Source organism: Pseudodesulfovibrio sp. zrk46 (genome assembly GCF_012516435.1).
Classification (GTDB): domain Bacteria; phylum Desulfobacterota; class Desulfovibrionia; order Desulfovibrionales; family Desulfovibrionaceae; genus Pseudodesulfovibrio.
Map to the genome: position 1 here is coordinate 2,069,053 of NZ_CP051216.1, position 26,044 is coordinate 2,095,096.

Consider the following 26,044-nt stretch of genomic DNA (forward strand, 5'->3'; position numbering starts at 1 on the left):
AGTGTTATGAATGATTTGTTTCAACATTTATCGTGTATTGGTAACGTTTGATAGTTGGGAAATTAAAAAGGCCGAGCCATTAATAGGCTCGGCCTTTTTTAAGCTGAGTTGTGATGGGTTGTCTACCCGCCCAGATAGGCCTTCTTTACTTCCGGGTCTTCCATGAGACTGTCAGACGGGCCTTCTGCCACGATCTCGCCGGTGTCGATGACGTAGCCACGGTGGGCAAAGTCGAGTGCGAGTTTGGCGTTCTGTTCGATGAGCAGGATGGTCATGCCTTCCTGGTTCAGCTCCTTGAGGGCGCGGAACATATCGTACATGAGCAGCGGAGCGAGGCCCATGGAGGGCTCGTCGAGCATGACGAAGCGGCATGCGGACATGAGGGCGCGGCCCACTGCCAGCATCTGCTGCTCACCACCGGACAGGGACTCAGAGCGCTGCTTTTTGCGCTCGTCCAGACGAGGGAAGAGATCATATACGCGACGGTAGTCACGCTCGATGTCTGCATGACTGTCTTTGCGTGCGTAAGTGGCGATCTTGAGGTTTTCCTCAACGGTCAGGTTGCCGAAGATATGGCGGCCTTCCGGGACCAATGAGAGGTGCAACTCGGAGACAATCTTGTCCGGCGGCATGCCAAGAATGGACTTGCCGTTGTGCAGGATGTCGCCCTGAGTGACCTTGGGGGCTTCCGGTGGAGGAAGCTGGGCCACGGACATGAGCGTGGTGGATTTACCTGCGCCGTTGGCACCGATGAGGGTGACGATTTCGCCCTCGTCCACGTGGAAGTTGATGCCGTGGAGCGCTTCAATATTCCCGTACTTGACGTACAGGTCTTTGACTTCGAGAAGTGGAGTACTCATATGTTGTCGTCTCCAAGATAGGCCTTGATGACGGCCGGGTTGCTTTGGATGTCTTCCGGTGTGCCTTCGGCGATGGTGGCACCAAAGTCGATGACCTTGATCCACTGGCAGAGGCTGGTCACAACCTTCATCTGGTGTTCAATCATGAAGATGGTGATGTCGAAGTTGTCGTGGATCCAGCGAACCAGCTTGATCAGATCGTCAACGTCAGCCGAGTTCAAACCGGCTGCAGGCTCGTCGAGGAGCAGCAGCTTGGGCCGGATGGACATGGCTCGGGCGATCTCGACACGACGCTGGAGGCCGTAAGGCAGGTTCTTGGGGTATTCCTGTGCATACTCGGTGAGCGACATGGCTTCGAGCAGCTCTTCGGCGATTTCAAGAATGCGCGCTTCGCGTTCACGGTACTTCTTGCCGCGCAGAATGGAATCCATGACCGAATAGCCCATGCGGTAGTGCTGGGCGATGCGGATGTTGTCCAGCACGGTCATGTCGTGCCAGAGGCGGATGTTCTGGAAAGTGCGGGCCACGCCGATGGAGGTCACCTGATGAGGGCGGAGACCCGCAGTGGGGGTGCCGTCCAGGGTGATGGAACCTTCGGTGGGCTGATAGAAACCGGAGATCAGGTTGAAGATGGTGGTTTTACCGGCGCCGTTGGGCCCGATGAGGCCCATGAGCTCGCCGCCCTTCATCTCAACGCTGAATTCAGAAACGGCCTGCAGGCCGCCGAAACGCTGGGTCAATCCGTCGATTTTAAGCAAAGACATGTGACGGACCCCCTACTTGAACGTGTAGTATTTTTTGAGTTTCGGGAACACGTCCGACAACTCCTTGTTGCCCATGATGCCCTCAGGTCTGAACTGCATGATCAGAACCAGGAGCAGGGGAATCATAACCCACTTGATGACACCGGCAGACGGTTCCCAATCGGGGAACACGAATGTGGCCGGAGCAAGCAGGAAGTCCATGATGGCCTGGGAGCGAAGCACTTCCATGAGGCCGGTGAAGACAACGGCCGCTATCACTGCGCCGGACAGGGAGCCCATGCCGCCCAGGTAGACCATGACCATGGCTTCGGTGGATTTCAGGATGTTGAATGACTGCGGGTTTACGTAGCCGACGATGTGGGCGAACAGGCCGCCTGCACAACCGGCCAGACCAGCAGAGATCATGAAGTTCACGGTTTTGATTCTGTTGGTATTCACCGACATGATCTCCGCTGCAACCTCATCCTGGCAGATGGCGTTGACGCCTTTGCCGTAGGTGGAGGTAATGAAGCGACGGATTACCCAGATGGTAAAGGCCGTAAACAGGATGACCCAAAAGAGCATCCAAGGCCCTTTGAGTGTGTCCTTCATGGCCCAGACAGTGTCTTTCATGCCCTGGAAGCCGCGGGAGCCACCGATCCAGTTCATGTTTTCAATGGCGGAGATGACGATGTAGTTTACCGCGATGGTGATAATCGCAAGGTAGTCATCACGTGTCTTGAACGAGGGCAAGGCCACAAGAATGGAGACCAAAGCTGCAAATACACCACCGATAAGAATAATGATCGGGAAGATGAGTACAGCCATGGAGCTGGGCAGCAATGCTGCACCAAAGCCCTTGCCGAAGAAGAGCACTGAGAGCACGGATGAGACATAGGCTCCCACGCACATGTAAGCAGCGTGACCGCAGGTAAACTCACCCATGTTACCGTTTACCAGGTTCAGGGAAGTGGACATCATGATGTTGATGCCGACGAACATGATAACGGCCTGAATGTAGTTGTCGATGATACGGAACTGGGCCAGCACCAGCAGGACAATGGCGCAGGCCGCCATGATGATGTTGAGAGTATATTTTTGCATGGTGACTCCCAACTAGATCTTGGTGGACTGGGGCATGCCGAACAGGCCCGTAGGCTTGATCCAGAGAATAATCAGCAGGATGGTGAAGCCGAAGAGGTCCTTGTAGGTGGACTCCAGGAAAGGCATGGCAACAACACCGACTTCAATGAAGCCGAGCAGGAAGCCGCCGACAAATGCGCCTTTGATGTCACCGATACCGCCAACAACCGCTGCGATGAATGCCTTCCAACCGATAAGCATGCCCATGAAGGGTTCCAGGATCGGGTAGGACATGGCGAACAGGAGTCCGGCCAGACCAGCGAAGCCGGAGCCGAGAATAAAGGTGAACACGATGATGGAGTCAATGGGGATACCCATGAGCGGGATGGCGAACTTGTCGTAGGAGATACCGCGCATGGCCATGCCGATCTTGGTCTTGGTGACAATGAAGTTCAGGAACAGGAACACCACCACCGCGGCAACGATGACGATCACCTTGAGGTTGGTGATGGTAACGCCGCCCAGGTGCCAGATGGACTTTTCGACCAGTTCGGGAAATTTCAGACGGCTTGCGCCGAGCACTGCCAGGTTGGAGTACTCGAGGATCAGGCCGCACATGAGCGCTGTGATAACCACGTACAATCTATGTGCCCCTTTTCTGCGCAAGGGACGGTAAGCAATGCGTTCCAAGGTCACGCCAACACAGGCGGTCAGCGCCATGGTCAGAGGGACCGCTAGCAAAAAGGTCATGAAAGGTGACAGCCCCAGAGCCGGGCCGAGTAGGAAGCCTGCCACAAAAAATGCGATATACGCGCCCACCATGAAGATGTCTCCATGGGCGAAGTTGATCAGACGCAGAACACCGTACACCAGGGTATACCCCAGTGCGATGAGCGCGTAGAAGCTTCCCCACTGAAGGGCGTTGAGTATATTTTGAATAATAAAGTCCACTTTCTTACTTCCTGAGAAAAATCTTTCTTGATCAGGCCACTTCGCCGAACGAGGCGCCTGTTTTGGTTCGATAAAAGGGCGGAGACCGTATGGCCTCCGCCCTGTAGCTTCACGATATCAGCTGCTTAGGGGCAGACGGATTCTTCGAAGACGAATTCACCCTTGTCGCTGATCTTAACAACAACGGCGCACTTGATGGGGTCACCCTGTGCGTCGAACTTGGAGGAACCGGTGATGCCGTCAAAAGACTTGATGGCGGCAAGGCCGTCACGGATACCCTTGCGCATTTCAACCGGGTCGGAGTCGACCTTGTTGTAGTTCTTGATGGCTTCGATCATGATGCCGATGGAGTCCCAGGTCAGAGCTGCATAGTCAGCCGGGGTGTTGCCGTAGGCCTTTTCGTAACGATCGATGAAGACCTTGGTGGCGCCCTTGGCACCAGCAGCTGCGTAGTGGGTGGAGAAGAAGTTGCCGTAGCACTGCTCGCCGCAGAGCTTGATCAGGTCAGGAGTACCCCAAGCATCGGAACCCATGAAGGGACCCTGGTAGCCGAGGTCACGAGCCTGCTGCACGATCAGAGCAACCTGGTTGTAGTTGTCAGGCACGAAGATGAAGTCCGGGTTGGCAGCGATGACGGTGGTCAGCTGAGCAGAGAAGTCCTGGTCCTTGGTGCCGTGGGACTCGAAGGCCACGACCGGGCCGAGGCCCTTGGCTTCCCAGGAAGACTTGAAGATTTCGGCCAGACCCTTGGAGTAGTCATTGGAAACGTCAAAGATAACGGCAGCGTTCTTGGCGTTGAACTTCTTGGCAGCAAAGTCAGCTACGACCGGGCCCTGGAAGGGATCCAGGAAGGCTGCGCGGAAGACCCAGGGACGATCCAGGGTGGTATTGGGGTTGGTGGACCAGGGGGAGATCATGGGCACACGGTTGTCGTTACAGGTTCCGCCTGCGGGAACGGCCTGCTTGGAAGAGTTGGGGCCGATGATGGCAACAACGTTTTCCTGATCGATGAGCTTCAGGGCAACGTTGGTTGCGGATTCAGCCTTGGACTCGTTGTCCATGTACACAAATTCCAGGGGGTACTTCTTGCCGCCGACTTCCAGGCCGCCAGCGTCATTGATGTCCTTCAGGTACATCTCGGCTGCGTTCTTGGAGCCTTCACCTACTTCAGGGATGTCGCCGGTCAGGGGCAGGTTGAAGCCGATTTTGATGGTTTGCGCCTTCTCCTCGCCACAACCGGCAAGCAGGAAGGCGGAGCATACGAGCATGAGGCCGAGAAAGCCTACGCTTTTCAGAAAACCTTTCATCATTTCCTCCTCTCATAGGAATTACAGTAACCAGTTGCGTAAACAGACTTGATGAATACACAAAATAAGGCTCTAAGAAAAGGGGTTTTACGAAATACATTTTTGCAAATGGCGCATTATTCCTGAATCATTTTTGTATATGTGTGGTTTTAGCAGGGGATTATTTGCTAAAACGCCAGTTTTTCAGCGTTTGATTTTTCATTAATGTCATTTGATCCGAATGAACGATGTTAAAAATAGGGAAAAAAGGAACAAAAAAAGGCCCGCTCATCAGAGCGGGCCTTGGTGATTCGAATGTAATTCCCTATAGTTGCGGTAGGGCTATTTTCTCTTTGAGGAAGTCAAGAACGGCGTCCACGCTGTCCTCGACGTTCATTGTATCGGAGTCGATCCTGAGGTCTGGCGATTCAGGTATTTCGTATGGTGCGCTGATGCCAGTGTAGTTCTTGATTTTGCCTTCTCTGGCGAGCTTGTAATACCCTTTTACATCCCGCGATTCGCAAACCTCCACGGGGCAGTCTACATGGATGAGAAAGAAGTCTCCTTCCTCATGGGAGTCGCGGAGTTGCTTCTGCACTTCATGGCGCGGAGTGATGAATGCGCATAGACATATGGTGCCTGCATCCATGAACAGCTTGGTCATCTCAGAGATTCGACGAATATTTTCTATCCGGTCTTCAGGCGAAAATGTCAGATCGCTGCACAGGCCGTGACGGACGTTGTCGCCGTCAAATGTGTACGCGCTGGCCCCCATATCAAAGAGGCGTTTCTCCACAGCGTGGGCGATGGTGGATTTGCCTGCACCGGACAGACCGGTGAACCAGAGGGTCACGGCGCGGTATCCGTTCTTCTGTTCGCGGTGTCCACGGCAGATTTCACCGCGGAACTTGCATTTGTATATATTTTCTTCTGCCAAAGTCGTTACCCGTTTTTCTTTTTCTTCTTGTTCTTTTTGGCCTGCATTTTGGCTTCTTCCTCTTCGCGCAGGGCGCGACGGAGGACCTTGCCCACCATGGTCTTGGGGAGTTCCTTTCGGAATTCCACCTTGCGGGGGATTTTGTAGTTGGCCAGCTTTTCTCTACAGTAACCGATGACATCGCTGCGGGACAGTTCTTCGCCGTCCTCGACTACAACATAGACCTTGACGATTTCGCCGCGCTGTTCGTGGGGGATTCCCACAGATACAGCTTCCTTGATCTTGGGGTGAGCGTACAACACCTCGTCGATTTCTCGAGGGTAGATGTTGTAGCCGCCGGAGATGATCAGGTCTTTCTTGCGGTCCACGATGTAGAAGTAGCCTTCATCGTCCATGTACGCGATATCGCCGGTGTAGAGCCAGCCGTTACGTAGGACGTCCGCTGTTGCGTCGGGGCGGTTGTAGTAGCCCTGCATGACTTGCGGTCCGCGGATGACGAGTTCGCCGCGTTTGCCTGCCGGGAGGGGCTCGCCGCCTACGTCCATGTCGACGATTTTGGCGTCGGTGTCAGGGAAGGGCAGACCGATGGAGCCGTTCTTGCTCTTGCCTAGGATGGGGTTGAAGTGCGTTACCGGGGAGGCTTCGGTCAGGCCGTACCCTTCGGAGATGGCCGTGCCGGTGCGCTCCTCGAATTGTTCCATGTACTCAACAGGCATGGGGGCGGAGCCGGACACGCACACGTTGATGGACTTGAGGTCGTACTTGTCGATGTCCTTCTGCTGGAGCAGGGATGTGTAGACGGACGGCGCGCCCGGGAAAACAGTGGGCTTGAGCTTGTGGATGCCCTTGAGCACATCGAGGGGGACATAGCGCGGGAACGGAGCCAGAGTCGCGCCCATTGAAGTGGGCCAAGTCAGGCACGTGGTCAGACCATATATATGGAAATAGGGCAGGATGCCGAGGAAGGTCTCCTGTTGCTGGCCCAGCGTGTGAATCATGGACTGACACTGCTGCATGTTGGCACCCAGGTTGAAGTGGGTGAGCACGCACCCCTTGGCTACGCCTGTGGTGCCACCGGTGTACTGGAGCAGAGCGGTGTCGTCAGGGCTGAGGCGCTCCTCGGTGAATTTCTCACGGCCCTTCATCAGGGTCTTGAAAGGAAATACTGCGGAGTTGTCATACGGCACCGTGGGCGAGGAGCCGTTTTTCATGGACTGAAGCTTGTACAGAACGTTCAGGGGGAATTTCAGTCCATCGCCGATGGTGGTGATGAAGAACTTCTCCACCGGGATCTGGTCGCGGAGCTTTTCCAGTTTGGGCCAGAGCAGGTCCAGAGTAATGCAGGTCTTGACGCCTGCATCATTGAACTGGTGAACGATCTCGGTCTCCATGTAGAGCGGGTTGGTCATGACGCCCACGGCTCCACATCTGTTCACACCCCAGAAGGCGACAATGGTCTGTGGCAGGTTGGGAAGCATCAAGGCCACGCGGTCGCCCTTGTGGACACCATTGGCTCTGAGGTTGGCTGCGAAGATCTCGCTCTGCTTCTTGAGCTTGGCGTAGGTGATTTTCCAGTTCTTGAAGACTATGGCCGTACGGTTTGGCCACTTGTGGGCGGCACGGTCGAGGAAACGGAAAAGGGGAACCCTCTCATAGTCGATGTTGGCCGGAACTTCCGGGTCATAAGATTCGAGCCAGGGGCGATCGGTCAGCTCCATGAATCGTCCTTTATATATGTTAATGGTCCGCGAAAAATTGTCGGGAGAACGTATAATAGTGGGCTCACCGGGTCAATACGGGTGTTTGAAATGGCTTTTGGAGGCAAACTTTTGACGGTAGCTCCTGTTTTCTCAGCCAATTCATTTATGGAAAGATCGTGAGATATAGGATCACAAGTCTAAAAAAATACTATTTCCCAACGGGTTGCCAGTGCCGATAAAGAGGTTCGTGAATGTGTTTCAGACCTTGGCAGGTATATTGCAAATCGGTCAGAAGTCGTCAGATTGGGAAATGATTGCCCAGCGACTAAAGTTAATCAGGAAAGGGTCCGATTATTCAGTGTGTCAACGATTTTGCATTTTGAGGGTCAGTTAACCCAAAAAACGTCAAAAGACGTAGACATGTTGTCAGTAGGGCTGTTGACAGGGTGCCAGAGCGCGACTAGAGTGAAAAAATCCGCACTGAAGCTTGTCACAAAATGCGATGAATCATTGACCGAGCGAATGGATGAGAGCTTCGATGCCACAATTAGCAGTAAATGGAAATAATGGGATGTTGATTACAGACGGGCTCTACCTGAAACCGAGCAAATCCACACGTGTCCTCGCCATCCTGGAGGCGTTGACCCGTGACTCCAGTCTTTCCCAGTTTGAACTTGGAAAGCAACTCAACCTGTCCGGGGCCATGGTCAACCAGTATCTCAAGCAGCTTCAGGAGAGCGGTCTTGTAGAGTTCATGCCGGTCAACGGCAAGAGCTATCGCTACACCCTGACTGAAGAGGGACGTCAGTCCCGTCGTGAGATGTTTTCCGATTACTCTTCGGAAACCGTCCGCCTTTATACTACCATAAAGGACTTTGTTCTGGACAAGCTCAACCCTCTGCTGGAAGAGGGGAAGAACCGCCTCGCATTGTTCGGTGCATCCGAAACCTGTGAGGTTGTTCTGTCCGCTCTGCGCGATACGAGCTTCCAGGTCATGGTCCTTTTGGATAATGACCCCAGGAAACAAGGGCAGATTTTCAATGGACACGTGGTGTCCGCCCCCCATGTCATCGATCAGGTAGATTGCGATGCCGTGGTTATCACCTCGTTCGGCAAACAGGCCGAAATATACGAGCAACTGAAGCCGCACGCTGATACGCGCGGGTTTCAAATCGTGAGATTCTGATTATGAAACAGATTCAGTCCGTAACGCTGCGCTCCGGCGTCACCATTGGCCAGGGACACCCCTGCTTCATCGTTGCCGAAATCGGCAACAACCATCAGGGTGAGTTCGATGTGGCCAAGCAGATGGTTGACGAGGCTGCCGCAGCCGGTGTCCAGGCCGTGAAGTTCCAGAAACGGGACATGGAAGCGCTCCTCACCCGCGAAGGCCGAGCTGCAGCCTATAGTGGCCGCAACAGCTTCGGTCCCACCTATGGTGAACACCGCAACGCTCTGGAACTCTCCATCGAACAGATGGCTGAGCTCAAGGAGTACAGCGAGTCCAAGGGGCTGGTTTTCTTTGCCTCGGCATGGGACGATCCGAGTCTGCACCAGTTGCTCGGTCTTGATGTGGAGCTTCTCAAGATCAGCTCCGCCGAATTGGTGAATGTACCTCTGGTTCGCAAGTATGCTGCCGCCAATATTCCGATTATCCTTTCCACGGGCATGAGCTCTCTGGAAGATATAGATGTCTCACTGGCCGAGATCCGCGGCTTCCATGACGACATTATCCTTTTGCATTGCAACTCCTGCTATCCCTGTCCGGAAGAACAGATCGGCCTGCCGGTTATGGACGGCCTCCGCGAACGCTACGGTATCCCGGTTGGCTATTCCGGCCACGAGCAGGGAATCGGCCCCAGTGTCGGAGCCGCTGCTCTGGGCGCCTGCGTGGTGGAACGTCACTTCACTTTGGACAAATCGTTGAAGGGGACCGATCATCAGGCATCTCTGGAGCCTTCCGAGTTGGCTCAGATGGTGACCATGATCCGCGAGGTGGAAAAGGCCATGTGCGTCAAAGGCAAGAAGGTTTTTGCCGAAGAGCAGGCCGCTTCCAAGAAGCTGCGTAAGTGCATCGTCTTCTCCCGCGATCTGCCGGCTGGACATGTGCTGACCGAAGCAGACCTGACCACCCGTTGCCCCCGTGTTGGCGTATCCCCGGTTCACTGGGATGAAGTGGTTGGATCCACACTGACCAAGTCCGTCAAGCACGAAGAGCCTGTTCAGTGGGAAACTGTGACGGCTCCTGAGGTCGCTTGTGCCGGAGCCGCTTCTTCCTAGACGATATTGAATGAATTCAGTAGGCTGTGCCTTGACCGTTGTCGAGGTACAGCCTTTTTTTATGCCTCATGATTTCGCCAATTTAGTAAGAAGTGTAAAAAATCATTCATCTAATCGTGTGGGGATGCTAGTGATATAGCTGCGGCGTAAGTTGCATCCAAGGAGGAACCATGAGTCAGCAGGACATTTTGCTCGAGACCGGAACCAATGAACTCGAGATTATTGAATTCTTCATTCACGAAAAGAAGGGTGACAGTCAGGAGACGCATTATTTCGGCGTCAACGTGGCCAAGGTACTGGAAGTGGTAGAGGCCCCGGAAGGGCTGACCGGTTCCGAGGCTGCCGCGCATCCAAGTTTCTTGGGGACTATTCCCCTTCGCGATCTCATCCTTCCCGTGGTCGACCTCAGCGTGTGGCTGAAGGTTGATCGGGCTCAGGATGTGAACGAGCCGATCATCGTTACCGAGTTTAACGGTGTGATCACCGGCTTCCTGGTGTCCGGTGTTACCCAAATTCACCGAGTGAATTGGTCGGAGGTCGAGCCTCCAAGTAAGTATTTTTCGAGTATGGACACCAACTGCATCACTGGTACGGTCAAAATCAATGAGCGTTTTGTGCTCATGCTCGACTTGGAGCAAGTGCTGGCCGACTTGGATGAATCCGGTTCCACTCAGGCCAATCTTTCCGATGTGGTCTCCGATGAGCGCTACCGGGCGCTGATCGCTGATGATTCTACCTCGGTTCGTGAATTGCTGCGGACGAATTTCACCAACGCCAACTTTGAAGTCGATCTGGCGGGCGATGGTGCTGAGGCATGGCGCAAGCTGCAGGATGTCAAAACCAAGGCGCAGGAAGAAGGGAAGCGACCGTTGGATTACTATGATGTGGTTGTCTCAGATGTTGAGATGCCGCAGATGGACGGTTACACCCTGACCCGGCGTATCAAGGAAGATCCGGTTCTCAAGGAATTGCCTGTGACCCTGTTCTCCTCCCTGATTTCCAAGAGCGTCCTGCACAAGGGCAAGGCTGTCATGGCTGATGCTCAGGTGACAAAGCCGGAGTTCAACGGGTTGACCGAACGGGTTATCGAATTGGTCAAGAGTTGGGAGCGATAGCTCTCACGATCTACTCATAGGTTCAAAGCACGAGGCCGATACGTTCTGAACGTATCGGCCTCGTACTTTGGGAGATGTGTACTAAGCTGTTAGCTGACAGCTTCACCCAGGCATTCGCGCAGGGAGCTGATCCCGCAGGAGTGGCACTGGATGACAGGGGTGTCGGTTTTGCGAAGGGCTGTAAGCACATCTTTGCGTGCCTTGTGGGAGACTTTGTTGGTGAAGAGTACGACGAAATCAACGTTGCCGAGGCTGCCTGAAATTTTTCGCTCCTTGCCGGTATAGCATTTGAGCTTGATGCCGTTCTTTTTGGCTTCATTCATGTAATCCCGTTTCAGTCTATCCATTCCTCCGACCAAAGCTGCGCACATGGTAATTTCCTCTTGTTTTGTTTTTGAAATTGAAAATCGTTATCAATCAATACAGAGGCGCGAGGAGTGTGTCAACTGGCAAATGTAATTGTAACAAAGGAAAAGATTCTGCTGTGTGGGCTGGAGTACTATCATCAACGAATCAGCCCAACTCAAGTGGAGTTGGGCTGAGATGCATTGAACCGATGGCTGTGGAGTGCGTGTTCTTTGTTTCAGTAAAGACCATGCGGGCTATGTGCCCGTATTGATGAGAGATGGTGCCTTAAAAGTCGTCTACCGGTTCCCAGGACTCGCCTTCGGGATCGATTTCAGGCAGGGCGCAGGGCTTGGCTTCAACGATGCGGTTGCCGAGACCCTTATCGACCAGCGACGGAGTGCGGCCGATGATCACGTTGACGTTGCCGCCAAGGAATACTTCACCCTTGATGGGAATGAAGTCGTTAAAATCAAACCATGCAAAGGTGTTTGTTTCGCCCTTGAGGGCTTCGAATGGATGGCAATACAATGCGAACCGACCTTCGCCACGAACACGGTTATTTGCGAAGAATCCGCGGGAACCTGTCTGCACGATACCGCGTGCGCCGACACCGCCGCCAAGGATGATATCATTGCAGGTGACGACCATGTCATTGGCATAGAGCAGCATGCCTGTGGAGTTTTCGCCGCGTGCTTCGATGCGGTTGCCGGTCATGGAGACGCGGTTGTTCTGGCTGAAGTTTGCGCCACCGGACGTATCGTAATACCACCCTGCCACAATGCCGTTGGGGCCGTATTTATGCGGGTAGGGGATGCCCTCGCTTGGCGTGGTGATTCGGTTTCCATCAATGGTGATCGAGCCTTCACCCTTGGGACCGAGCACGTTGTCGAGCACCTCAATGCCGTTACGGGATGCCTTGAAGACGATGTTTTTCGAGATGGAGACATGGGCATTCCAGGTCCACGCCAGCATGACGCCGAAGCCTGCTATGCGGTCCGGCTTGTTGTTCTCCATGTAGAATCGGTTGTCCTCAATCTTGATGGTGCCCATCACCGCACGCTTAATGCGCTTCTGCGGACTGTCCAACCGATTGCCCACCACGATGCCTGCCTGAAAATCCAGGGTGTCACCGTCTGCCCATTTCTGGTTGATGGATTGCGGTTTGACATCGGATATCGTGCAGCCGCGGACATCGAGCCCCCCTATGTAAGGGAAGTGCAGAGGAGTGCCTTTTGCGCCCTGAAAGTGGATGTTGTGTACGGCCACGATGGGGCCTTTGCCTGACGGCGTGGCGTCTTTGATGGGCAGGGGGGAATATATGGTCCAGAAGCCTCCCTTGATGAAGGTGGAAGGCTCGCCCGTGGCGTCGACTTCTCCTTGCAACCGGACGGATTTGATCACCTTGATTCTTCCATCCGGGCCAAAATTGAATTTGCCCTTGAGGGTGATGGTGCCGCCTTCTTTCACCGCCGCCTGCACATTGGGCACGTCCTGCGCCGGATCGCCGGTGCCGGTGACGGTCCTGTCCGCCAGAGCCGGTGCAGCTATGAGCAGAAAAGTGAACAGGGTGAGAATGAAGCGGCGCATGATCCCTCCGAATACATGGTTGTCAGTGTAATTATTGGACTGAATTTACATGCATTAGCTTCGCAGCACAATGCGTTTGTCTTTTGGCATATCTCTCGTGTTGGAAATGGCCTGAAGTGACACGACGGCAGAAATGTCGTTGACCCATTATTTTTTAGTAATACTTGTTGAAAATATTCACACCGTGGTTGTAGAGATAGGAGAATCGGTATTTTCTCTTTGGAAGGAGAGTGTGCACAGGAGGTTTTCTTATGCGCCTTAGGACCAAGATGACGCTGATGCAGATGGGGATGGTTATGGCAACCATCATTCTGCTCTGTTTGGTTTTTATTTATGAAATCAATAGTTATGCGGAAAGGGAGATGCAGTCCTTCCGCGAAACCGCGTTGAAAGAAGAGAAGAGGAAACTGCAGGATTTTGTTTCCATGGCCGTTGGTACCATGGACAGCTACTATAAGCGCTCTCAGGACGTCGAAGCTTTGAAGCAGGCCAAACTCGATGACCTCAAGCGGGTGGTGGATGCCGTGTATGGGCAGGCTGAGGCCTTCTACAAGGAGAACAGCAGCTACATGACCAAGGACCAGTTGCTCCAAGGACTGACCGAGATTGTGGCTCCTGCCCGCTTCGACGGGAACAACTATCTCTGGGTTCACAATCTGGACAATAAAGTTCTTATCCATCCATCAGATAAACTTCGTGGTTCCGATGCCAGCGGACTCAAGGACCACAAGGGTAATGCCGTCATTGCGGATATGACTGTTGTGGCCAAGCGTGACGGCGAAGGCATGACTTCCTACTGGTGGCCCAAGCCGGGTGAGCAGGAGGCCAAGCTCAAGATTTCCTACGTCCGCCTGATGCCCGAGGCCGGATGGATTATCGGTACCGGAGCATGGATCGAAGACATTACTTCCGAAATGAAGAAGGAGGCCCTGACCCAGATCGGCAAGATGCGTCAGGCCGACGGAAACTACTTCTGGGTCAATGACTTGGGAGCGACCATGGTTATGCATCCCATCAAGCCCGCCCTCAACGGCAAGAATATGGGAGGGTTCAAGGACCCCAACGGCAAGCTGCTCTTTCAGGAAATGGTCAGCGTGGCCAAGGCCGACGGCCAGGGTTTTGTCGATTATTTCTGGGGTAAGCCTGGCAAGGAAGGCAATTTCCCCAAGCTCTCTTTCGTGAAGCTGTTCAAGCCGTGGGAATGGATCGTGGGAACAGGCGTCTACATTGATAACATTGATGCTGCCGTGGCCGCAAAGCAGGCTGAATTAAACAAGACTGTCACCAATATTCTGTACTTGGTGTTGGTGGCTTCCGCCATTCTCGCCTTGCTAGGGATAGGCGCAGGATTCATCGGAGCCGGAAACGTCACCAAGACCATTGGCGGCGAGCCTCATGATATCGCAGGTATTGCCCAGCACATTGCAAAGGGTGATCTTACCGTGGTCGGCAATGGCAACGGCTCCAGCAATGGCAAGGTTCGTGGTATTCTCCGCTCCATGCAGGACATGGGCTCCAGCCTCCGTGTTGTTGTGGGAGATGTCCAGTCAGCTACCGATAATGTCGCCGCTGGCAGCGAAGAACTATCCAGTTCGTCTGAAACGCTTTCCCAATCTTCCATTGTTCAGGCCGCCTCCATTCAGGAGGTGTCGGCATCGCTGGTGCAGATCGTCAGTTCCATCCGTCAGAATGCGGAGAGTGCCGAAGCTACGAGCAAGATTGCAGACTCCACCAACACCGACATCAAGTCCGGTGAGGATTCTGTGCGCAAAACCGTGGAGGCTATGCGTGAGATCGCTGACAAGATCGTCTTTATCGAGGAGATTGCGCGCCAGACAAACCTCCTTGCACTTAACGCCGCCATCGAAGCCGCCCGTGCCGGAGAACAGGGCAAGGGATTTGCCGTGGTCGCCGCCGAGGTCCGCAAGCTGGCCGAGCGCAGCGCCAAGACAGCGCAGGAGATCAGCGAACTCTCTGCCTCCAGCGTAGAAGTGGCCGAGGAGACCGGCGATCTCTTCTCTCGCCTCACGCCCGAAATCAGCAAGACTGCCGAGCTCATTCGGGATGTCTCCAAGATGTGCAGCGAACAGAATCATGGCGTAAGTCAGATTGAAAAGGCCATGGAACAGCTTGATCAGGTTATTCAGCAAAACGCCATGGCGTCGGAAGAGATGGCTTCCACCTCTGAAGAGTTGGCAAGTCAGGCTGCCCAGTTGCAGGATGCCATCCGCTTCTTCGTGGTGGATGAGTATTCCCGTCAGCAAGTCGCCATGGCCGAATTGCCTCCGGGAGACCATCAATACGAAAAGTTCTGATGAAAATCAGTGCTGATAACGTAATGAAAAGGGCGGGCCTCAATATGAGTCCCGCCCATTTTTTATTCATTAGTAGCCCTTATTTTTTGGGCCGTCTCTTTTTCCACGTTCTCGCAGACGATCTCTGGTGTTCTTTTTGTCCTGCTTATGCGCCTCTTCCACCACTGCCTCGCATGCCGCTTGCAAATCCGGTGCATCTGCATTTCTCAGCAGCGCGACCTGTTCTTTGAGCACATTGCCGATAAGCCGCTCTTCCGACCATTTCGGGTAGCGCGACCAGTAATCGATGGTCTTATCCAGTTGGCCCAGCTTTGCAGCGGCAAATCCCGCATGCAGGAATGCATCTGGGATTTCTTTCATTCCGATGCAGGCATCCAGTGTGCTCAGTGCCTCTTCATTGCGGCCCAGTCGGACATAGCTAATACCCGCCATGACAAGGTGTGACGGCCGTGGTGCCTTTATCTTTTCTTTGAGGTTGGCAAAGTGCTCATCGAATCCGGCAGCGGCCTTTTCGAAGTACTCCCGTGCCTTGCCAAAGTCGCGCCGGACTTCAGCGGCCCGGGCGCGTTCGAAGTTCTTCTCGCCCACGCGGGAGGGCGGTGTGAGTTTGGAAAAGAATGACATGGCAGGAGACTAGCCTGTTTCGGTGCGCGGCTCAATGGGGAAGAGGGGAAGGATAGGATGCCGCTCTGCGAGCGGCAATTGTCGGGTGATTTCGTCTCCCGGCGGGCTTAAGGCCAAGGGCCTTAAGAATCCCATATGCGCCTTCGGCGCGGATAAAATTGCGCCAAAGGCGCAGAGTGGGATTCCAAAGGGTATAGCCCTTTGCTTCAGCCGTTGGCGAGTCTTCGAGCCTTACGGATGAAGACAGCAGCGATGGCCGCCGGAGGCGAAATTACCTATCAAATGGAGGCCGAAGGCCGACCTCCCAACCTGATTCCCTCTCCCACAAAAAAAGAGGCCGGGCATAAACCCGGCCTCTTGGAGATGCGTCTGAAACGAAGAGCTTAGTCTTCTTCGATGACGGCTTCGGAGATGGCGCACTCGGTGGTCAGCAGCATGGAGGAAACGCTTGCGGCGTTCTGCAGTGCGATGCGGGTGACCTTCTTGGGATCGATGACACCGGCCTTGACCAGGTCTTCGTATTCGTTGGTGCGGGCGTTGAAGCCGTTGTTGCCTTTCTGGCCCTTGACTTTTTCGACAACGACGGTGCCTTCGAGGCCGCAGTTGTTGGCGATCTGGCGCAGAGGCTCTTCGACGGCGCGGGCGATGATATCGATACCGGCCTGCTCGGTGTCGTTGGCACCCTTGAGTTTGGCGAGGACCTTGCCTGCGCGGACCAGAGCGGTACCGCCGCCGGGCACGACGCCTTCGTCAACAGCAGCGCGGGTAGCGTTGAGGGCATCCTCTACGCGATCCTTGCGCTCTTTCATTTCGATTTCGGTGGGTGCGCCGACCTTGATCACTGCGATGCCGCCGACCATCTTGGCCAGGCGTTCCTGCAGCTTTTCGCGGTCGTAGTCGCTGGTGGAAGCGGCAGCCATCTGGGAGATTTCTTCGCAGCGGCGCTCGACAGCTTCCTTGTTGCCTGCACCGTCAACGATGAGGGTGTCCTTCTTGGAGATGACAACTTTCTTGGCGGTACCGAAGTCGTTGGGCTGAATGGACTCGAGGGTCACAGCGGTGTCTTCGGAGACAACGTTGGCACCGGTCATGATGGCGATGTCGCGGACCATGTCCTTGCGGCGTTCACCGAAACCGGGGGCCTTGACGGCGCAAACCTTGAGGGCGCCGCGCATGGCGTTGATGGTCAGACCTGCCAGAGCGTCGCCTTCAACGGTCTCGGCGATGATGAGCAGGGGACGGCCAGCCTTGTTCACAGCTTCGAGGATGGGAACGAGGGGCTTGATGTTGGAGATTTTGCCTTCGGAGAGCAGGATGAAGGGATTCTCGAAAACAGCTTCCTGCTTGTCGGAATCGGTGATGAAGTAGGGAGAGAGCCAGCCCTGATCCCACTGCATGCCTTCAACAACGTCCAGCTCGATGGAGAGGCCCTGGGACTCTTCAACGGTGATGACGCCGTTGTCACCGACCTTGTCCACGGCCTGGGCGAGCATCTCGCCGATGTTGTCATCGTTGTTGGCGGAGATGGCGCCGATCTGGGCGATCTCGGAGGTCTTCTTGATGGGCTTGGCCATCTTGTCGAGCTCTGCAACGACAGCTTCAACAGCGGTGTCGATGCCGCGCTTGATGGACATGGGGTTGCGGCCTGCAGCCAGCAGCTTCACGCCTTCGTTGAAAATTGCCTGGGAGAGAATGGTAGCGGTGGTGGTACCGTCACCGGCGATGTCGTTGGTCTTGGAAGCAACTTCCTTGACCATCTGAGCGCCCATGTTCTCGAGCTTGTCTTCCAGGTCGATCTTCTCGGCGACGGTGACACCGTCTTTGGTGACGTGGGGAGCGCCCCAGGTCTTTTCGAGCATGACGTTGCGGCCCTTGGGACCGAGAGTGACCTTGACTGCATTGGCCAGGATATTCACGCCGTTCTGCATGCCTTCACGGGCGACGGCTTTATAATCGATAGCTTTTGCCATTGTATGAAAGTCCTATTGGATGGAGTTTAATCAAATGAAAAACTGTTCAGAAAGGTTCAAGTGCGAGGTGCGAAAATCGAACAGGGCCGCAGCGTAGTTCTGCTACGTAAGGATCTGGTCGATTTGAAGCAACGAAGCAATCGGGCCTTTATGGGCAGTTTAAGCGAATACGCCGAGGATGTCGTCTTCACGCATGATGATCAGCTCATCACCTTCAACGGAGAACTCGCTGCCAGCGTACTTGGCGAACAGGACTGCATCGCCAGCCTTGACGGTCTTGCACTCGGGACCAGCAGCCACGACTTCACCAGCCTGGGGCTTTTCTTTGGCGGAATCAGGGATGTAGATGCCACCAGCGGTCTTTTCTTCTTCTTCCTTCCTCTTGACGATGACGCGATCATTCAGTGGTTTCAAACCCATTTTAATCTCCTTTATGTATGAAAATAGTACCGCCCGTGGGCGGCGCATGTGTATCGACTGGGCACAGAGATAAGACTGCATGCCGCTGTGTCAACAGTCATGTGCAAAATTTTTCCAAGGGCGTGACATTCGCAAACTTGAAATAAGCGGGAAACATGGTAACAATTCAATAATGAAGAAAAAGTACATGCCGCAGAGTAAGGAGAGCGCACGATGACGTCCGGGCAGCAGAGATTGGTGGTGGTTTCAAACAGGCTTCCGGCTGCACTCAAGCAGGAGAATGGGGAGTGGACAGTCAAGGCGGGCGCAGGCGGGCTGGTGACGGCGCTGGCGCCAGTGCTGAAAAACCGCGGCGGTGTCTGGATCGGTTGGTCCGGATCGTCCGACCCGACACTTGATGTGGACAGTTTGCTGTCAGATTTTTCGTCCAAGGCAGGGTATGACCTGTATACCGTCCCGCTGACCAAGGAAGAAGTGGACGGCTACTACTTTGGTTTTTCCAACGAAATCATCTGGCCCCTGTTCCATGATCTTCAGACCCGTTGTCGATTCCACCCCAAATACTGGCGCATGTATCTGGACGTGAATTTCAAGTTCGCGGAAATTGTGGCGCGCAGAACGACCCCTGATGACTACATCTGGATTCAGGATTACCACCTCATGCATCAGGCCTTCTTCCTGAAATCCATGGGCGTAAAACGGCAAATCGGATTCTTCCTGCACATTCCCTTCCCTCCACCGGATATTTTCATGAAGCTGCCGTGGCGCTGGAAAGTGATTCAGGCCCTGACCGAGTTTGATCTGGTGGGTTTTCAGACAATGCAGGATCGTCGAAATTTTCTGGAGTGCCTGCGTCGCCTCATGCCCGAGGCCAAGAGCGAAGGGCGCGGTCCTGTCATCACCGTGAAAGTGGGTAATCGTGAATTTCGACTCGGCGCATTCCCGATATCTATCGATTTCAACCAGTTTTCTGAAATGGCTCAGCGAGAGGAAGTGGGCCAAATGTCCTTCCGCATCAAAGAGGCCCTACGACATCGCAAGATCATCCTCGGTGTTGACCGACTGGACTACACCAAGGGAATCCCTGAACGTATTCGCTCCATCCAGACGCTTCTGCGCCGTTACCCGGACCTGAAAGGACGAGTGAATTTCGTGCAGATCGCAGTCCCAAGCCGCGAGGAAGTCGACGAGTACAAGGAACTGCGCACCGAGATCGAGCAGCTGGTAGGTCGCGTGAACGGCGAGTTCTCCTTCCCCGGGTGGGTGCCTGTCCACTATCACTACAAGAGCTTTCCGCACGAGGAGTTGGTGGCGTACTATTCCGCCGCAGATATTGCCTTGGTCACCCCTTTGCGCGACGGCATGAATCTTGTGGCCAAGGAATACTGCGCAGCCAATGCGAGCGGCGACGGTGTGCTGGTGCTCAGTGAGTTTGCCGGGGCCGCCGCCCAGATGCAGAAGTACGCTTACCTCGTGAACCCCTACGACATGGAAGGGATCGCCAAGGCGCTGCACCGTGCCTTCCACTGGGACAAGGAAGAGCGTTCTCGCCATATGACAGCCTTGCGCGATCAGGTTCGCACCAATAACATTTATTGGTGGGTTGATTCTTTCCTCAGGGCGGGTATCGCCAAGAGTCTGGATGATTTCCCTGAGGTAGAGACCCTCAAATTCGAACGGGGATAATTCCCACTTACGAGATCATTTGAGCCTGCCCCTTGTTTGGGGTAGGCTCTTCTCATGCTCGTACTCAAATGCGCGGCCTGCCGCCGCAAACTTTGGAAATATTACAAGATAGGTCAGGGAGAAGTGCACCGCTGCCATAAGGACCGCATCAAGAAAGTGTTCAACATGGAAGAGCGGGACGGCAAGGTGTGGTGCCCCTGCGGCAAAGCCGTGGGCATTGACCGTGGCAGCTATTACACCATGGATAAGAAGGCCTTTACTTACAAAGGCACGAAGACGAATAATTAGTTGTCGAGGTCAGACTCGTAGAACGCGAAGTTATTCTTACCCTCGCGTTTGACCTGATACATGGCCTTGTCCGCCGCATCGAGGATGTCGGCCATGGTCTCGCCGTCCTTGGGATAGAGGGCGATGCCAATAGATGCTCCGGTGCTCACGCGGCTGCCCTCAATGACGTACTGAGAGCGCAGTCGTTCCACCAGTTGTCCCGCCGTACCAGCAGCTCTGCCGCGGTCGGTGTTGGGCAAAACCACGATGAATTCATCGCCGCCCTGACGGTAAGGTGTGCCGTTGTCTTCCACCACATGATTCATGCGCTTGGCAGCACGGACCAGCAGGGTGTCTCCTGCCTTGTGGCCGAGACTGTCGTTGACTTCCTTGAATCCGTCCAGATCGATGAAAATTACGGCTACGGTTGAGTCGGTGTCCTGCGCATCGGTCAACACTGCGGGAAGGTTTTCTTCCAGTGCAAGCCGGTTGCTGAGCCCGGTGAGGACATCGCGGTAGGCAAGCTGGTCGATGTCCTTGTTCCGGTTGGGATCGTGGACTGTACAGAAATAGGCGTTGTGGTCCGGCGAAAAGATCACGTTCCAGTTGAGCTTGATGTAGGAGTCATCCTTGCACAGGAAACGGAAGGAAAACGTGGTGGAGCCGATGTCCGAGGTAATGAGTCGTTGCAGGTCGGCAAGGGCTCGTTCCCGGTCGTCGAAATGGATATGCTCCATGAGGTAATTACCCTGCAAATCTTCACGCGAAATGCCGGTGCAGGCTTCCCACTGGGTGTTCACGTCTTCGAACTGTCCGTCCAGAGAAATGACCGCAGTCATGTCAGGCGACAGAGATAGCCATGCATAGCGCTCGAAATAGAAAAGTCGCTGCAGTAGATAGGGATCAAAGTCCTCGCTCATAAACCAGTTCATATCCATGCCGCTGCATATCGTCTTTGACAATTTCTGACCAGAAGAAATTGAATCTCCTACATTTCTGTAGCTTGTTGGGAGTATATGTTCCGGGAAACGGGTTGACAGGAACGGTGCTGTTCGCAACAGTGCATGAGACTGTATCAACTATACCTGCCCAATTGAGGAGGAGGCCGGTTTGAGAAAGATTATTTCGCTTATTGCGTCCCTGTTGCTGACCCTGATTATGACACTGCCCGCTCTTGCTGAGGCCGAGCAGTGCAACGCCATCCCCTGGGGCGAGCCTCTTTCCTCTGTTGAGGAAATCAAGTTCTCCCACGCAGCCGGAGGCATTCGCTATTACAACGTGACCAAGGTCAAGGCGTGCGGCATTTCCAAGATCGAGGACACCCGCGTCACCTACGGTTTCACCCAGAACAAGCTCTATGTGACGCTGGTTGAAATCGACAAGGCCAAGGATCTCAAGAAGGTCGTGTCCCTGCTTATCGACGAGTATGGCCTGCCTGACACCAAGAAGACTGATGGTTGGGATGTTTACCGCTGGGAGACCGACACCCTCAAGATCAAGCTCAAGAGCCAGTACACCACCGATCGAATCAAAATCGGCATGTACTACAAGCCGCTTGCTCCCGCCTCCGAATAGTAGCGCATCCGCGTCGTTGGATGGTCCGAGTCAATCCTCACCGTAGCGCTGCTACGCCTCCGGTTGCCTCAGCCCATCCGCCTAGCGGCTGCACCACTCTTCGAAGGCTCACTATGTTTGCTAATGAAAAGGGCGCCCTATTGGGGGTGCCCTTTTTGGTTGGGATTGGAATTGAAATTACAGGACGCGTCTGGCGCCGACGTAGTGCTCCCGCCAGTATGTATTGTTCAGGCTGGATTCCATAACCCGTTTGCCGGAACTGGGGGCGTGGATGAAGGTGCCGCGATCGGTGACGATGCCTACGTGGAGAGACTTGGCGCCTTTTTCGACCTTATGGAAGATGAGATCGCCGGGACGGAGCTGGCCGTACTTGATGGACGAGCCTGCACCGAACTGCTGCCAGGAGACGCGCGGCAGGGAAATGCCGTTCTGGCGGTACACGTACCAGACCAGTCCGGAGCAATCGAAGCCGGAGCGGGGCGATTCGCCGCCCCATCGGTATGGGGCACCGATCACGGAGCGGGCCATGCGCAGGACAGATGCCGCTTTGCCTTTGGCGGCAGAGTGTTTGACGGACTGTGGTGAGGCACCGGGAGGCGGGGCTACGGACTTGGTCGCACAACCGCCGGCCGCAAGGAGCACCATGAGCAGCAAAACTGCCATGCAGAACGTCCAGCGGCGGGCGGAATGTTTCGCGGCCATGCGTGCCTCCGGTTACCGAACCTTGATGTAGGACTTTACGCCGCGCACACCTTCAATGGACTTGGCGTGTGCGATGGCCTTGTCGCGTTCCTTGGCCGAGCCGACAATGCCCAGCAGGACGACGTGGCACTGGATCATCTCGATATCGATGTTGGTTGACCAGATGTCACCGTCTGCAATGAGGTCCTTGCGCAGCGTGCTGGAGATGCTGAGGTTGTCCGTGGTGCCGCAATGGTCGCCGACCTTCTTGGGCATGAAGTAAGTCGTCACGGTCTTCACGCCTTTAACGCCCTTGGCGATTTTTACGGCGCGTTCCACCTGTGTATGGCTCTCATATTCGCCGATCAGGTAGACATGCCCCTCGTACGTGTAGGCGTCGAAGTCGAGGAACTTGACGGTGTTGTCATCCAGGAATTTCTCTTCGATCAGAAATGAGATCTTTTTGTCCCCGGAATAGGTGCTGACATTTCGCTCTTCCACGGCCACGTCGTACATGGCGCAACCTTGGGTCATGTATGCGGCTACGAGCATCAATATTACGAAAAGAATGGATATACTGCGTTTCATGGGCTCCCCCTGAGTATTTCTAGACAAAATTTAGATACATGACGGAATTGGGTAGTGCAACCTTTTACGATTGTTTATAGGATATAGCTTGGTCGAACTTGAGGAGAGGTTATGGCAAAATTGCAGTATGATTTTTTGGAAGATTCTTTTCTTTTTGATGATCGTCATATCAATAATTCATTTAAGGGTGTGATGGAAAAGGTTCTGGTCCATGAATTAGAGCGATATAGGTGTTTTTGCCGAGAGAATCTAGATTCTATCATTCAGCAGAGTCATGAAACAGATTCCCAATTGAAAACATATATTCAAGAGGGAGCGTATGATCCAACTTTCTTTAAACAAACGGCTTTGTATTTAGATGAAATCGTCGTTGCGGACCCTTTGCTAAAGTATTCAAATCCATTAAATGGTGAATTCTCAGAAATATTTACAGCAGCGGGTGTTAGTCATAGCGCTGTGATTGACCGCAAAGAGTTGGCTGTTCTTATACGAAAAATGAAGTCAGTTTTGCCAATGGTGAAGTGCGGTTACTTGCGGATGACTCCGAGAGAGTCACTAGAGGAAGACAGGGGGCTTCCGTTATTTTATGATAAGAATTTGTTTTTCGATGTGTTGAATGAAAACAATTTATCTTATTATCGAGAGAATGCTGAAATTTGGTTCGGTAAAGTCGATGCAGGAGTGGTGACTTTTTCACCAACGTATGAACCTTCGAGGCATATTTCTATTCGATTTGGCGATGATAAATCGTGTTGTATGGGATACATGCTTATGAATAATGAATTTGTTGAATCTGAGGATGATACAAGGATGCGTGTACGTTTTTCCATGCCTGATGATAAGCCATCAGTTGATAGACTAAAAAACTGGATAGACCAATCAGTAAACAAAACAGCAATTAATCATTACGAACAGCTTGTTTCAGATGTTTATTATAGTCAGTATGCCAACGCAAATTTGTTGTTAAAGTCTCAGTTTAGTCAAAGTTTGGTTGGAAGCAGTGTCGGCAATATAAAAAATGAGACAGCAAGTTCAATTTTGAGCGTCGACTTACCTTTCTTGAGTGATATTGAAATCGAAGACTTGATGAACGTAAGACTTAACGATGGAGAAATTTTTTCTTCTTTTCGTAGCTATCTTGAATCACAGTTTAGAGAATTAAGAATAGAAAGAGATGCTGTAGCTGTTAGCTTGAAAATTGATAATATCATGCATGAGATAGCAGAAGTCAAAATGTTAGAAATTGAGCAGAAAGCCAGGCGCATTAAGAGAGGGGCCCTCGCGAATGTTGCTATTATAGCTGGTAGTCTGGCAACAAGTGTGATGACTTCTGGTTGGAGCCTCTTGGGAGCTTTGGTTGCGACTGTTCAAGGGTATAAAACTTATGAGGATTATCAGGAGCAAGTAAGAGAGAACCCTTGCTGTTTTTTGTGGCGGGTAAAAAATAAGTAATTATGATTGGTAGCTAGTCGAACAACAGGGCCAATGCCTGCTGCAACGCTTTATCCGGCACTGACCATTTGCCGGTCCAGTTGGGGGGCAGTGAGAAGGTGGCATCGGCCACGCGCATGGCAAAACAGTGCAGACGCATGGCTCCGCGATCATTACCCTTGCCGTATTTGCGATCACCTACGACAGGGTGTTTGCGGGAAGCCAGCTGAACGCGAATCTGATGGGTGCGACCGGTAAGCAATCGGACAGCGACGAGGCTGTATTGGTCGCCAGCAACCAAACCCGTCACGCGTGCCAGCGCTTCCTTGCCCGAGCCAGTACGGACTTTCTCTTCACCCGGTGCGCCTTGCTTCTCCAAAAGGTCTTCCAGCAGCACGGTATCTGTTTCGCGCCAATTGCCTTTGACCCATGCCAGATAGACCTTGCCGATATCGCCTGAAGCGAATCGGTCGTTCAGGTCGCGCAGGGTCGCATAGTCTTTGGCAGCCAGGAGCAGTCCCGAGGTATCTCTGTCCAGTCGATGCGCCAGTGTGGGCATGAAATCCGCACCTTTGAACATGGCGTTCAGGCGGGCCACTACCGAGTCTTCGATCTTGTCACCGCCATGTGCGGCCAGTCCGGCAGGTTTGGCGACCACAAGGAGGTGCTTTTCCTCATGGGCGATATCCAAAGTGCCCACCGAAGATGCCGTTTTGTCCTCGCCCGGAGTATAGGGCGGGATACGGACCATCTGTCCCGCCTCGATGCGGTCGAACGGCTTTTTGCGCCCTTTGTCCACGCGCACCTGTCCTTTTCGGATCCATCGCTGGATGGCCGAGCGCGGCACGTCGCCTTTCAGGCGGCGTTCCAAATATTGGAGCAGCTTCTGGCCGGCTTCGGCCTCGGTAACGGTAATAAACTGGGCTTTGGGCATATGGTGTTATGGTCGTGGTTTGGGAAAGCAGAATAGGATGCCGCTACGCGGCGATTGTCAGGTGATTTCGCCTCCGGCGGGCAAGGACTCGCGCCCTTGCATCCCCCTTTTGCACCTACGGTGCAGAACTAACTTCGCCGAAGGCGAGAGTGGGATTCCAAAGGGTATAGCCCTTTGGCCGCCGGAGGCGAAATCATCCAACAATGGAGCCGAAGGCGACCTCAAAATCTGATTTCCTCATAAAAAAAACGGCGCAGTGTCACTCACTGCGCCGTTAGTAGTAGCAATGTCGGGGCGGGCCGTCAGCTATTTCCTGTACCAGTGCCCGCGCTCGTTCTGCAACCATGTACCGATAGGGGCTTCTTTGGCGATCTTGCGCGCCTTGAGTATCCCGACCTCGGTGAATGTCTTGTCCATGCGCTTGCCGAGGGCCTTGTAGAGCTTGAGGCGATCCTCATTCTCCTGCTTGATGATTGCCAGATGCAACTCCTTGCCCCTGTACTCAAGCAGGCCAATGTTGTTCTCGCCGAGCGTGCCGTCGGCCAACATGGCATCAATGGTCGGCTTCCGCTTGGTCATGCGTTCCTTGAGATCGTCAGCCTGGGCCGCAACTGCCGTTACGAGCATGCAGAGGGCGATTATGACGGGCAGGGAACGCATGGG

At 53.8% G+C, this 26,044-nt stretch carries 25 protein-coding genes; 8 read left to right on the top strand and 17 right to left on the bottom strand.

Features of this window, described 5'->3' with window-relative positions:
* Positions 1-122: 122 nt before the first annotated feature.
* The 7 genes from HFN16_RS09375 to HFN16_RS09405 all read right to left on the bottom strand — a co-directional run bounded on the left by HFN16_RS09375 (position 123) and on the right by HFN16_RS09405 (position 7,578).
* Positions 123-860, bottom strand: a complete 738-nt coding sequence (locus HFN16_RS09375; protein WP_168890506.1) for an ABC transporter ATP-binding protein — start codon at positions 858-860, stop codon at positions 123-125.
* Positions 857-1,624 carry an ABC transporter ATP-binding protein gene (locus HFN16_RS09380; RefSeq protein WP_168890507.1) on the bottom strand — a complete coding sequence of 256 codons (768 nt, stop codon included), beginning with the start codon at positions 1,622-1,624 and terminating at the stop codon, positions 857-859. The genes HFN16_RS09375 and HFN16_RS09380 overlap by 4 nt, the downstream gene beginning before the upstream one ends.
* A gap of 12 nt (positions 1,625-1,636) precedes the next feature.
* The gene (locus HFN16_RS09385) at positions 1,637-2,707 is read right to left on the bottom strand and encodes a branched-chain amino acid ABC transporter permease (RefSeq protein WP_168890508.1); all 1,071 of its coding nucleotides are present in this window, start codon (positions 2,705-2,707) and stop codon (positions 1,637-1,639) included.
* Between the two features lie 12 nt (positions 2,708-2,719).
* The gene (locus tag HFN16_RS09390; protein WP_168890509.1) at positions 2,720-3,637 is read right to left on the bottom strand and encodes a branched-chain amino acid ABC transporter permease; all 918 of its coding nucleotides are present in this window, start codon (positions 3,635-3,637) and stop codon (positions 2,720-2,722) included.
* Positions 3,638-3,762: 125 nt separating this feature from the next.
* The gene (locus tag HFN16_RS09395; RefSeq protein WP_168892315.1) at positions 3,763-4,905 is read right to left on the bottom strand and encodes an ABC transporter substrate-binding protein; all 1,143 of its coding nucleotides are present in this window, start codon (positions 4,903-4,905) and stop codon (positions 3,763-3,765) included.
* Positions 4,906-5,248: 343 nt separating this feature from the next.
* Positions 5,249-5,860 carry an adenylyl-sulfate kinase gene (gene cysC / locus HFN16_RS09400; protein ID WP_168890510.1) on the bottom strand — a complete coding sequence of 204 codons (612 nt, stop codon included), beginning with the start codon at positions 5,858-5,860 and terminating at the stop codon, positions 5,249-5,251.
* A gap of 5 nt (positions 5,861-5,865) precedes the next feature.
* Positions 5,866-7,578 carry a long-chain fatty acid--CoA ligase gene (locus HFN16_RS09405; RefSeq protein ID WP_168890511.1) on the bottom strand — a complete coding sequence of 571 codons (1,713 nt, stop codon included), beginning with the start codon at positions 7,576-7,578 and terminating at the stop codon, positions 5,866-5,868.
* Between the two features lie 553 nt (positions 7,579-8,131).
* On the opposite strand from HFN16_RS09405, the gene HFN16_RS09410 reads away from it, so the two are divergent.
* The 3 genes from HFN16_RS09410 to HFN16_RS09420 all read left to right on the top strand — a co-directional run bounded on the left by HFN16_RS09410 (position 8,132) and on the right by HFN16_RS09420 (position 10,955).
* Positions 8,132-8,746, top strand: a complete 615-nt coding sequence (locus tag HFN16_RS09410) for a winged helix-turn-helix transcriptional regulator (protein WP_247648296.1) — start codon at positions 8,132-8,134, stop codon at positions 8,744-8,746.
* 2 nt (positions 8,747-8,748) lie between these two features.
* Positions 8,749-9,840, top strand: a complete 1,092-nt coding sequence (locus HFN16_RS09415) for an N-acetylneuraminate synthase family protein (RefSeq protein WP_168890513.1) — start codon at positions 8,749-8,751, stop codon at positions 9,838-9,840.
* 170 nt (positions 9,841-10,010) lie between these two features.
* The gene (locus HFN16_RS09420) at positions 10,011-10,955 is read left to right on the top strand and encodes a chemotaxis protein (protein WP_168890514.1); all 945 of its coding nucleotides are present in this window, start codon (positions 10,011-10,013) and stop codon (positions 10,953-10,955) included.
* Between the two features lie 89 nt (positions 10,956-11,044).
* On the opposite strand, the gene HFN16_RS09425 is transcribed toward HFN16_RS09420, so the two are convergent.
* Both HFN16_RS09425 and HFN16_RS09430 read right to left on the bottom strand, forming a co-directional pair.
* On the bottom strand, positions 11,045-11,326 hold the full coding sequence (locus HFN16_RS09425; protein ID WP_168890515.1) for a DUF2325 domain-containing protein: 282 nt from the start codon (positions 11,324-11,326) through the stop codon (positions 11,045-11,047).
* Between the two features lie 262 nt (positions 11,327-11,588).
* Positions 11,589-12,890 (bottom strand): right-handed parallel beta-helix repeat-containing protein, encoded by a 1,302-nt coding sequence (locus HFN16_RS09430; RefSeq protein ID WP_168890516.1) that lies wholly within the window; start codon positions 12,888-12,890, stop codon positions 11,589-11,591.
* 251 nt (positions 12,891-13,141) lie between these two features.
* Between HFN16_RS09430 and HFN16_RS09435 the strand changes: the two genes are divergently transcribed.
* Positions 13,142-15,205, top strand: a complete 2,064-nt coding sequence (locus tag HFN16_RS09435) for a methyl-accepting chemotaxis protein (protein WP_247648297.1) — start codon at positions 13,142-13,144, stop codon at positions 15,203-15,205.
* A 69-nt stretch (positions 15,206-15,274) separates the two neighbouring features.
* On the opposite strand, the gene HFN16_RS09440 is transcribed toward HFN16_RS09435, so the two are convergent.
* From HFN16_RS09440 to HFN16_RS09450, 3 genes are all read right to left on the bottom strand, one after another.
* The gene (locus tag HFN16_RS09440) at positions 15,275-15,829 is read right to left on the bottom strand and encodes a hypothetical protein (RefSeq protein WP_168890517.1); all 555 of its coding nucleotides are present in this window, start codon (positions 15,827-15,829) and stop codon (positions 15,275-15,277) included.
* Between the two features lie 383 nt (positions 15,830-16,212).
* Positions 16,213-17,799 (bottom strand): chaperonin GroEL, encoded by a 1,587-nt coding sequence (gene groL, locus HFN16_RS09445; RefSeq protein WP_168890518.1) that lies wholly within the window; start codon positions 17,797-17,799, stop codon positions 16,213-16,215.
* A gap of 159 nt (positions 17,800-17,958) precedes the next feature.
* Entirely contained in the window at positions 17,959-18,219 is a 261-nt protein-coding gene (locus tag HFN16_RS09450; protein ID WP_168890519.1) for a co-chaperone GroES, read from the bottom strand.
* Positions 18,220-18,432: 213 nt separating this feature from the next.
* Here HFN16_RS09450 and HFN16_RS09455 point away from each other — a divergent pair, with 213 nt between their 5' ends.
* Together HFN16_RS09455 and HFN16_RS09460 are read left to right on the top strand one after the other, a co-directional pair.
* On the top strand, positions 18,433-19,905 hold the full coding sequence (locus HFN16_RS09455) for a trehalose-6-phosphate synthase (protein WP_168890520.1): 1,473 nt from the start codon (positions 18,433-18,435) through the stop codon (positions 19,903-19,905).
* A 54-nt stretch (positions 19,906-19,959) separates the two neighbouring features.
* The gene (locus tag HFN16_RS09460; RefSeq protein ID WP_168890521.1) at positions 19,960-20,193 is read left to right on the top strand and encodes a hypothetical protein; all 234 of its coding nucleotides are present in this window, start codon (positions 19,960-19,962) and stop codon (positions 20,191-20,193) included.
* Here the strand turns inward: HFN16_RS09460 and HFN16_RS09465 are convergent.
* Entirely contained in the window at positions 20,190-21,110 is a 921-nt protein-coding gene (locus HFN16_RS09465; protein ID WP_247648298.1) for a sensor domain-containing diguanylate cyclase, read from the bottom strand. The two genes, HFN16_RS09460 and HFN16_RS09465, sit on opposite strands and share 4 nt — an antisense overlap.
* A gap of 172 nt (positions 21,111-21,282) precedes the next feature.
* On the opposite strand from HFN16_RS09465, the gene HFN16_RS09470 reads away from it, so the two are divergent.
* Positions 21,283-21,747 carry a hypothetical protein gene (locus HFN16_RS09470; protein WP_247648299.1) on the top strand — a complete coding sequence of 155 codons (465 nt, stop codon included), beginning with the start codon at positions 21,283-21,285 and terminating at the stop codon, positions 21,745-21,747.
* Positions 21,748-21,924: 177 nt separating this feature from the next.
* Here HFN16_RS09470 and HFN16_RS09475 read toward each other — a convergent pair whose 3' ends face one another.
* Entirely contained in the window at positions 21,925-22,449 is a 525-nt protein-coding gene (locus tag HFN16_RS09475; RefSeq protein ID WP_210772183.1) for a C40 family peptidase, read from the bottom strand.
* A gap of 12 nt (positions 22,450-22,461) precedes the next feature.
* On the bottom strand, positions 22,462-23,016 hold the full coding sequence (locus tag HFN16_RS09480) for a BON domain-containing protein (RefSeq protein WP_168890522.1): 555 nt from the start codon (positions 23,014-23,016) through the stop codon (positions 22,462-22,464).
* Positions 23,017-23,127: 111 nt separating this feature from the next.
* On the opposite strand from HFN16_RS09480, the gene HFN16_RS09485 reads away from it, so the two are divergent.
* Positions 23,128-24,468 carry a hypothetical protein gene (locus tag HFN16_RS09485; RefSeq protein ID WP_168890523.1) on the top strand — a complete coding sequence of 447 codons (1,341 nt, stop codon included), beginning with the start codon at positions 23,128-23,130 and terminating at the stop codon, positions 24,466-24,468.
* A gap of 13 nt (positions 24,469-24,481) precedes the next feature.
* Here the strand turns inward: HFN16_RS09485 and HFN16_RS09490 are convergent, their stop codons facing one another.
* Complete coding sequence (locus tag HFN16_RS09490; protein ID WP_168890524.1) at positions 24,482-25,381, bottom strand: RluA family pseudouridine synthase; 900 nt, start codon at positions 25,379-25,381, stop codon at positions 24,482-24,484.
* A 306-nt stretch (positions 25,382-25,687) separates the two neighbouring features.
* Positions 25,688-26,041, bottom strand: a complete 354-nt coding sequence (locus HFN16_RS09495) for a DUF1318 domain-containing protein (protein WP_168890525.1) — start codon at positions 26,039-26,041, stop codon at positions 25,688-25,690.
* Positions 26,042-26,044: the final 3 nt, after the last annotated feature.

Coding starts and splice junctions, on each gene's coding strand:
- HFN16_RS09375 (WP_168890506.1), bottom strand. CDS start 860: ATGAGTACTCCACTTCTCGAAGTCAAAGACCTGTACGTCAAGTACGGG.
- HFN16_RS09440 (WP_168890517.1), bottom strand. CDS start 15,829: ATGTCATTCTTTTCCAAACTCACACCGCCCTCCCGCGTGGGCGAGAAG.
- HFN16_RS09380 (WP_168890507.1), bottom strand. CDS start 1,624: ATGTCTTTGCTTAAAATCGACGGATTGACCCAGCGTTTCGGCGGCCTG.
- HFN16_RS09490 (WP_168890524.1), bottom strand. CDS start 25,381: ATGCCCAAAGCCCAGTTTATTACCGTTACCGAGGCCGAAGCCGGCCAG.
- HFN16_RS09480 (WP_168890522.1), bottom strand. CDS start 23,016: ATGAAACGCAGTATATCCATTCTTTTCGTAATATTGATGCTCGTAGCC.
- groL (WP_168890518.1), bottom strand. CDS start 17,799: ATGGCAAAAGCTATCGATTATAAAGCCGTCGCCCGTGAAGGCATGCAG.
- HFN16_RS09430 (WP_168890516.1), bottom strand. CDS start 12,890: ATGCGCCGCTTCATTCTCACCCTGTTCACTTTTCTGCTCATAGCTGCA.
- HFN16_RS09455 (WP_168890520.1), top strand. CDS start 18,433: ATGACGTCCGGGCAGCAGAGATTGGTGGTGGTTTCAAACAGGCTTCCG.
- HFN16_RS09385 (WP_168890508.1), bottom strand. CDS start 2,707: ATGCAAAAATATACTCTCAACATCATCATGGCGGCCTGCGCCATTGTC.
- HFN16_RS09395 (WP_168892315.1), bottom strand. CDS start 4,905: ATGCTCGTATGCTCCGCCTTCCTGCTTGCCGGTTGTGGCGAGGAGAAG.
- HFN16_RS09475 (WP_210772183.1), bottom strand. CDS start 22,449: ATGGCCGCGAAACATTCCGCCCGCCGCTGGACGTTCTGCATGGCAGTT.
- HFN16_RS09450 (WP_168890519.1), bottom strand. CDS start 18,219: ATGGGTTTGAAACCACTGAATGATCGCGTCATCGTCAAGAGGAAGGAA.
- HFN16_RS09410 (WP_247648296.1), top strand. CDS start 8,132: ATGTTGATTACAGACGGGCTCTACCTGAAACCGAGCAAATCCACACGT.
- HFN16_RS09425 (WP_168890515.1), bottom strand. CDS start 11,326: ATGTGCGCAGCTTTGGTCGGAGGAATGGATAGACTGAAACGGGATTAC.
- HFN16_RS09495 (WP_168890525.1), bottom strand. CDS start 26,041: ATGCGTTCCCTGCCCGTCATAATCGCCCTCTGCATGCTCGTAACGGCA.
- HFN16_RS09485 (WP_168890523.1), top strand. CDS start 23,128: ATGGCAAAATTGCAGTATGATTTTTTGGAAGATTCTTTTCTTTTTGAT.
- HFN16_RS09465 (WP_247648298.1), bottom strand. CDS start 21,110: ATGGATATGAACTGGTTTATGAGCGAGGACTTTGATCCCTATCTACTG.
- HFN16_RS09415 (WP_168890513.1), top strand. CDS start 8,749: ATGAAACAGATTCAGTCCGTAACGCTGCGCTCCGGCGTCACCATTGGC.
- HFN16_RS09460 (WP_168890521.1), top strand. CDS start 19,960: ATGCTCGTACTCAAATGCGCGGCCTGCCGCCGCAAACTTTGGAAATAT.
- HFN16_RS09420 (WP_168890514.1), top strand. CDS start 10,011: ATGAGTCAGCAGGACATTTTGCTCGAGACCGGAACCAATGAACTCGAG.
- HFN16_RS09435 (WP_247648297.1), top strand. CDS start 13,142: ATGCGCCTTAGGACCAAGATGACGCTGATGCAGATGGGGATGGTTATG.
- HFN16_RS09405 (WP_168890511.1), bottom strand. CDS start 7,578: ATGGAGCTGACCGATCGCCCCTGGCTCGAATCTTATGACCCGGAAGTT.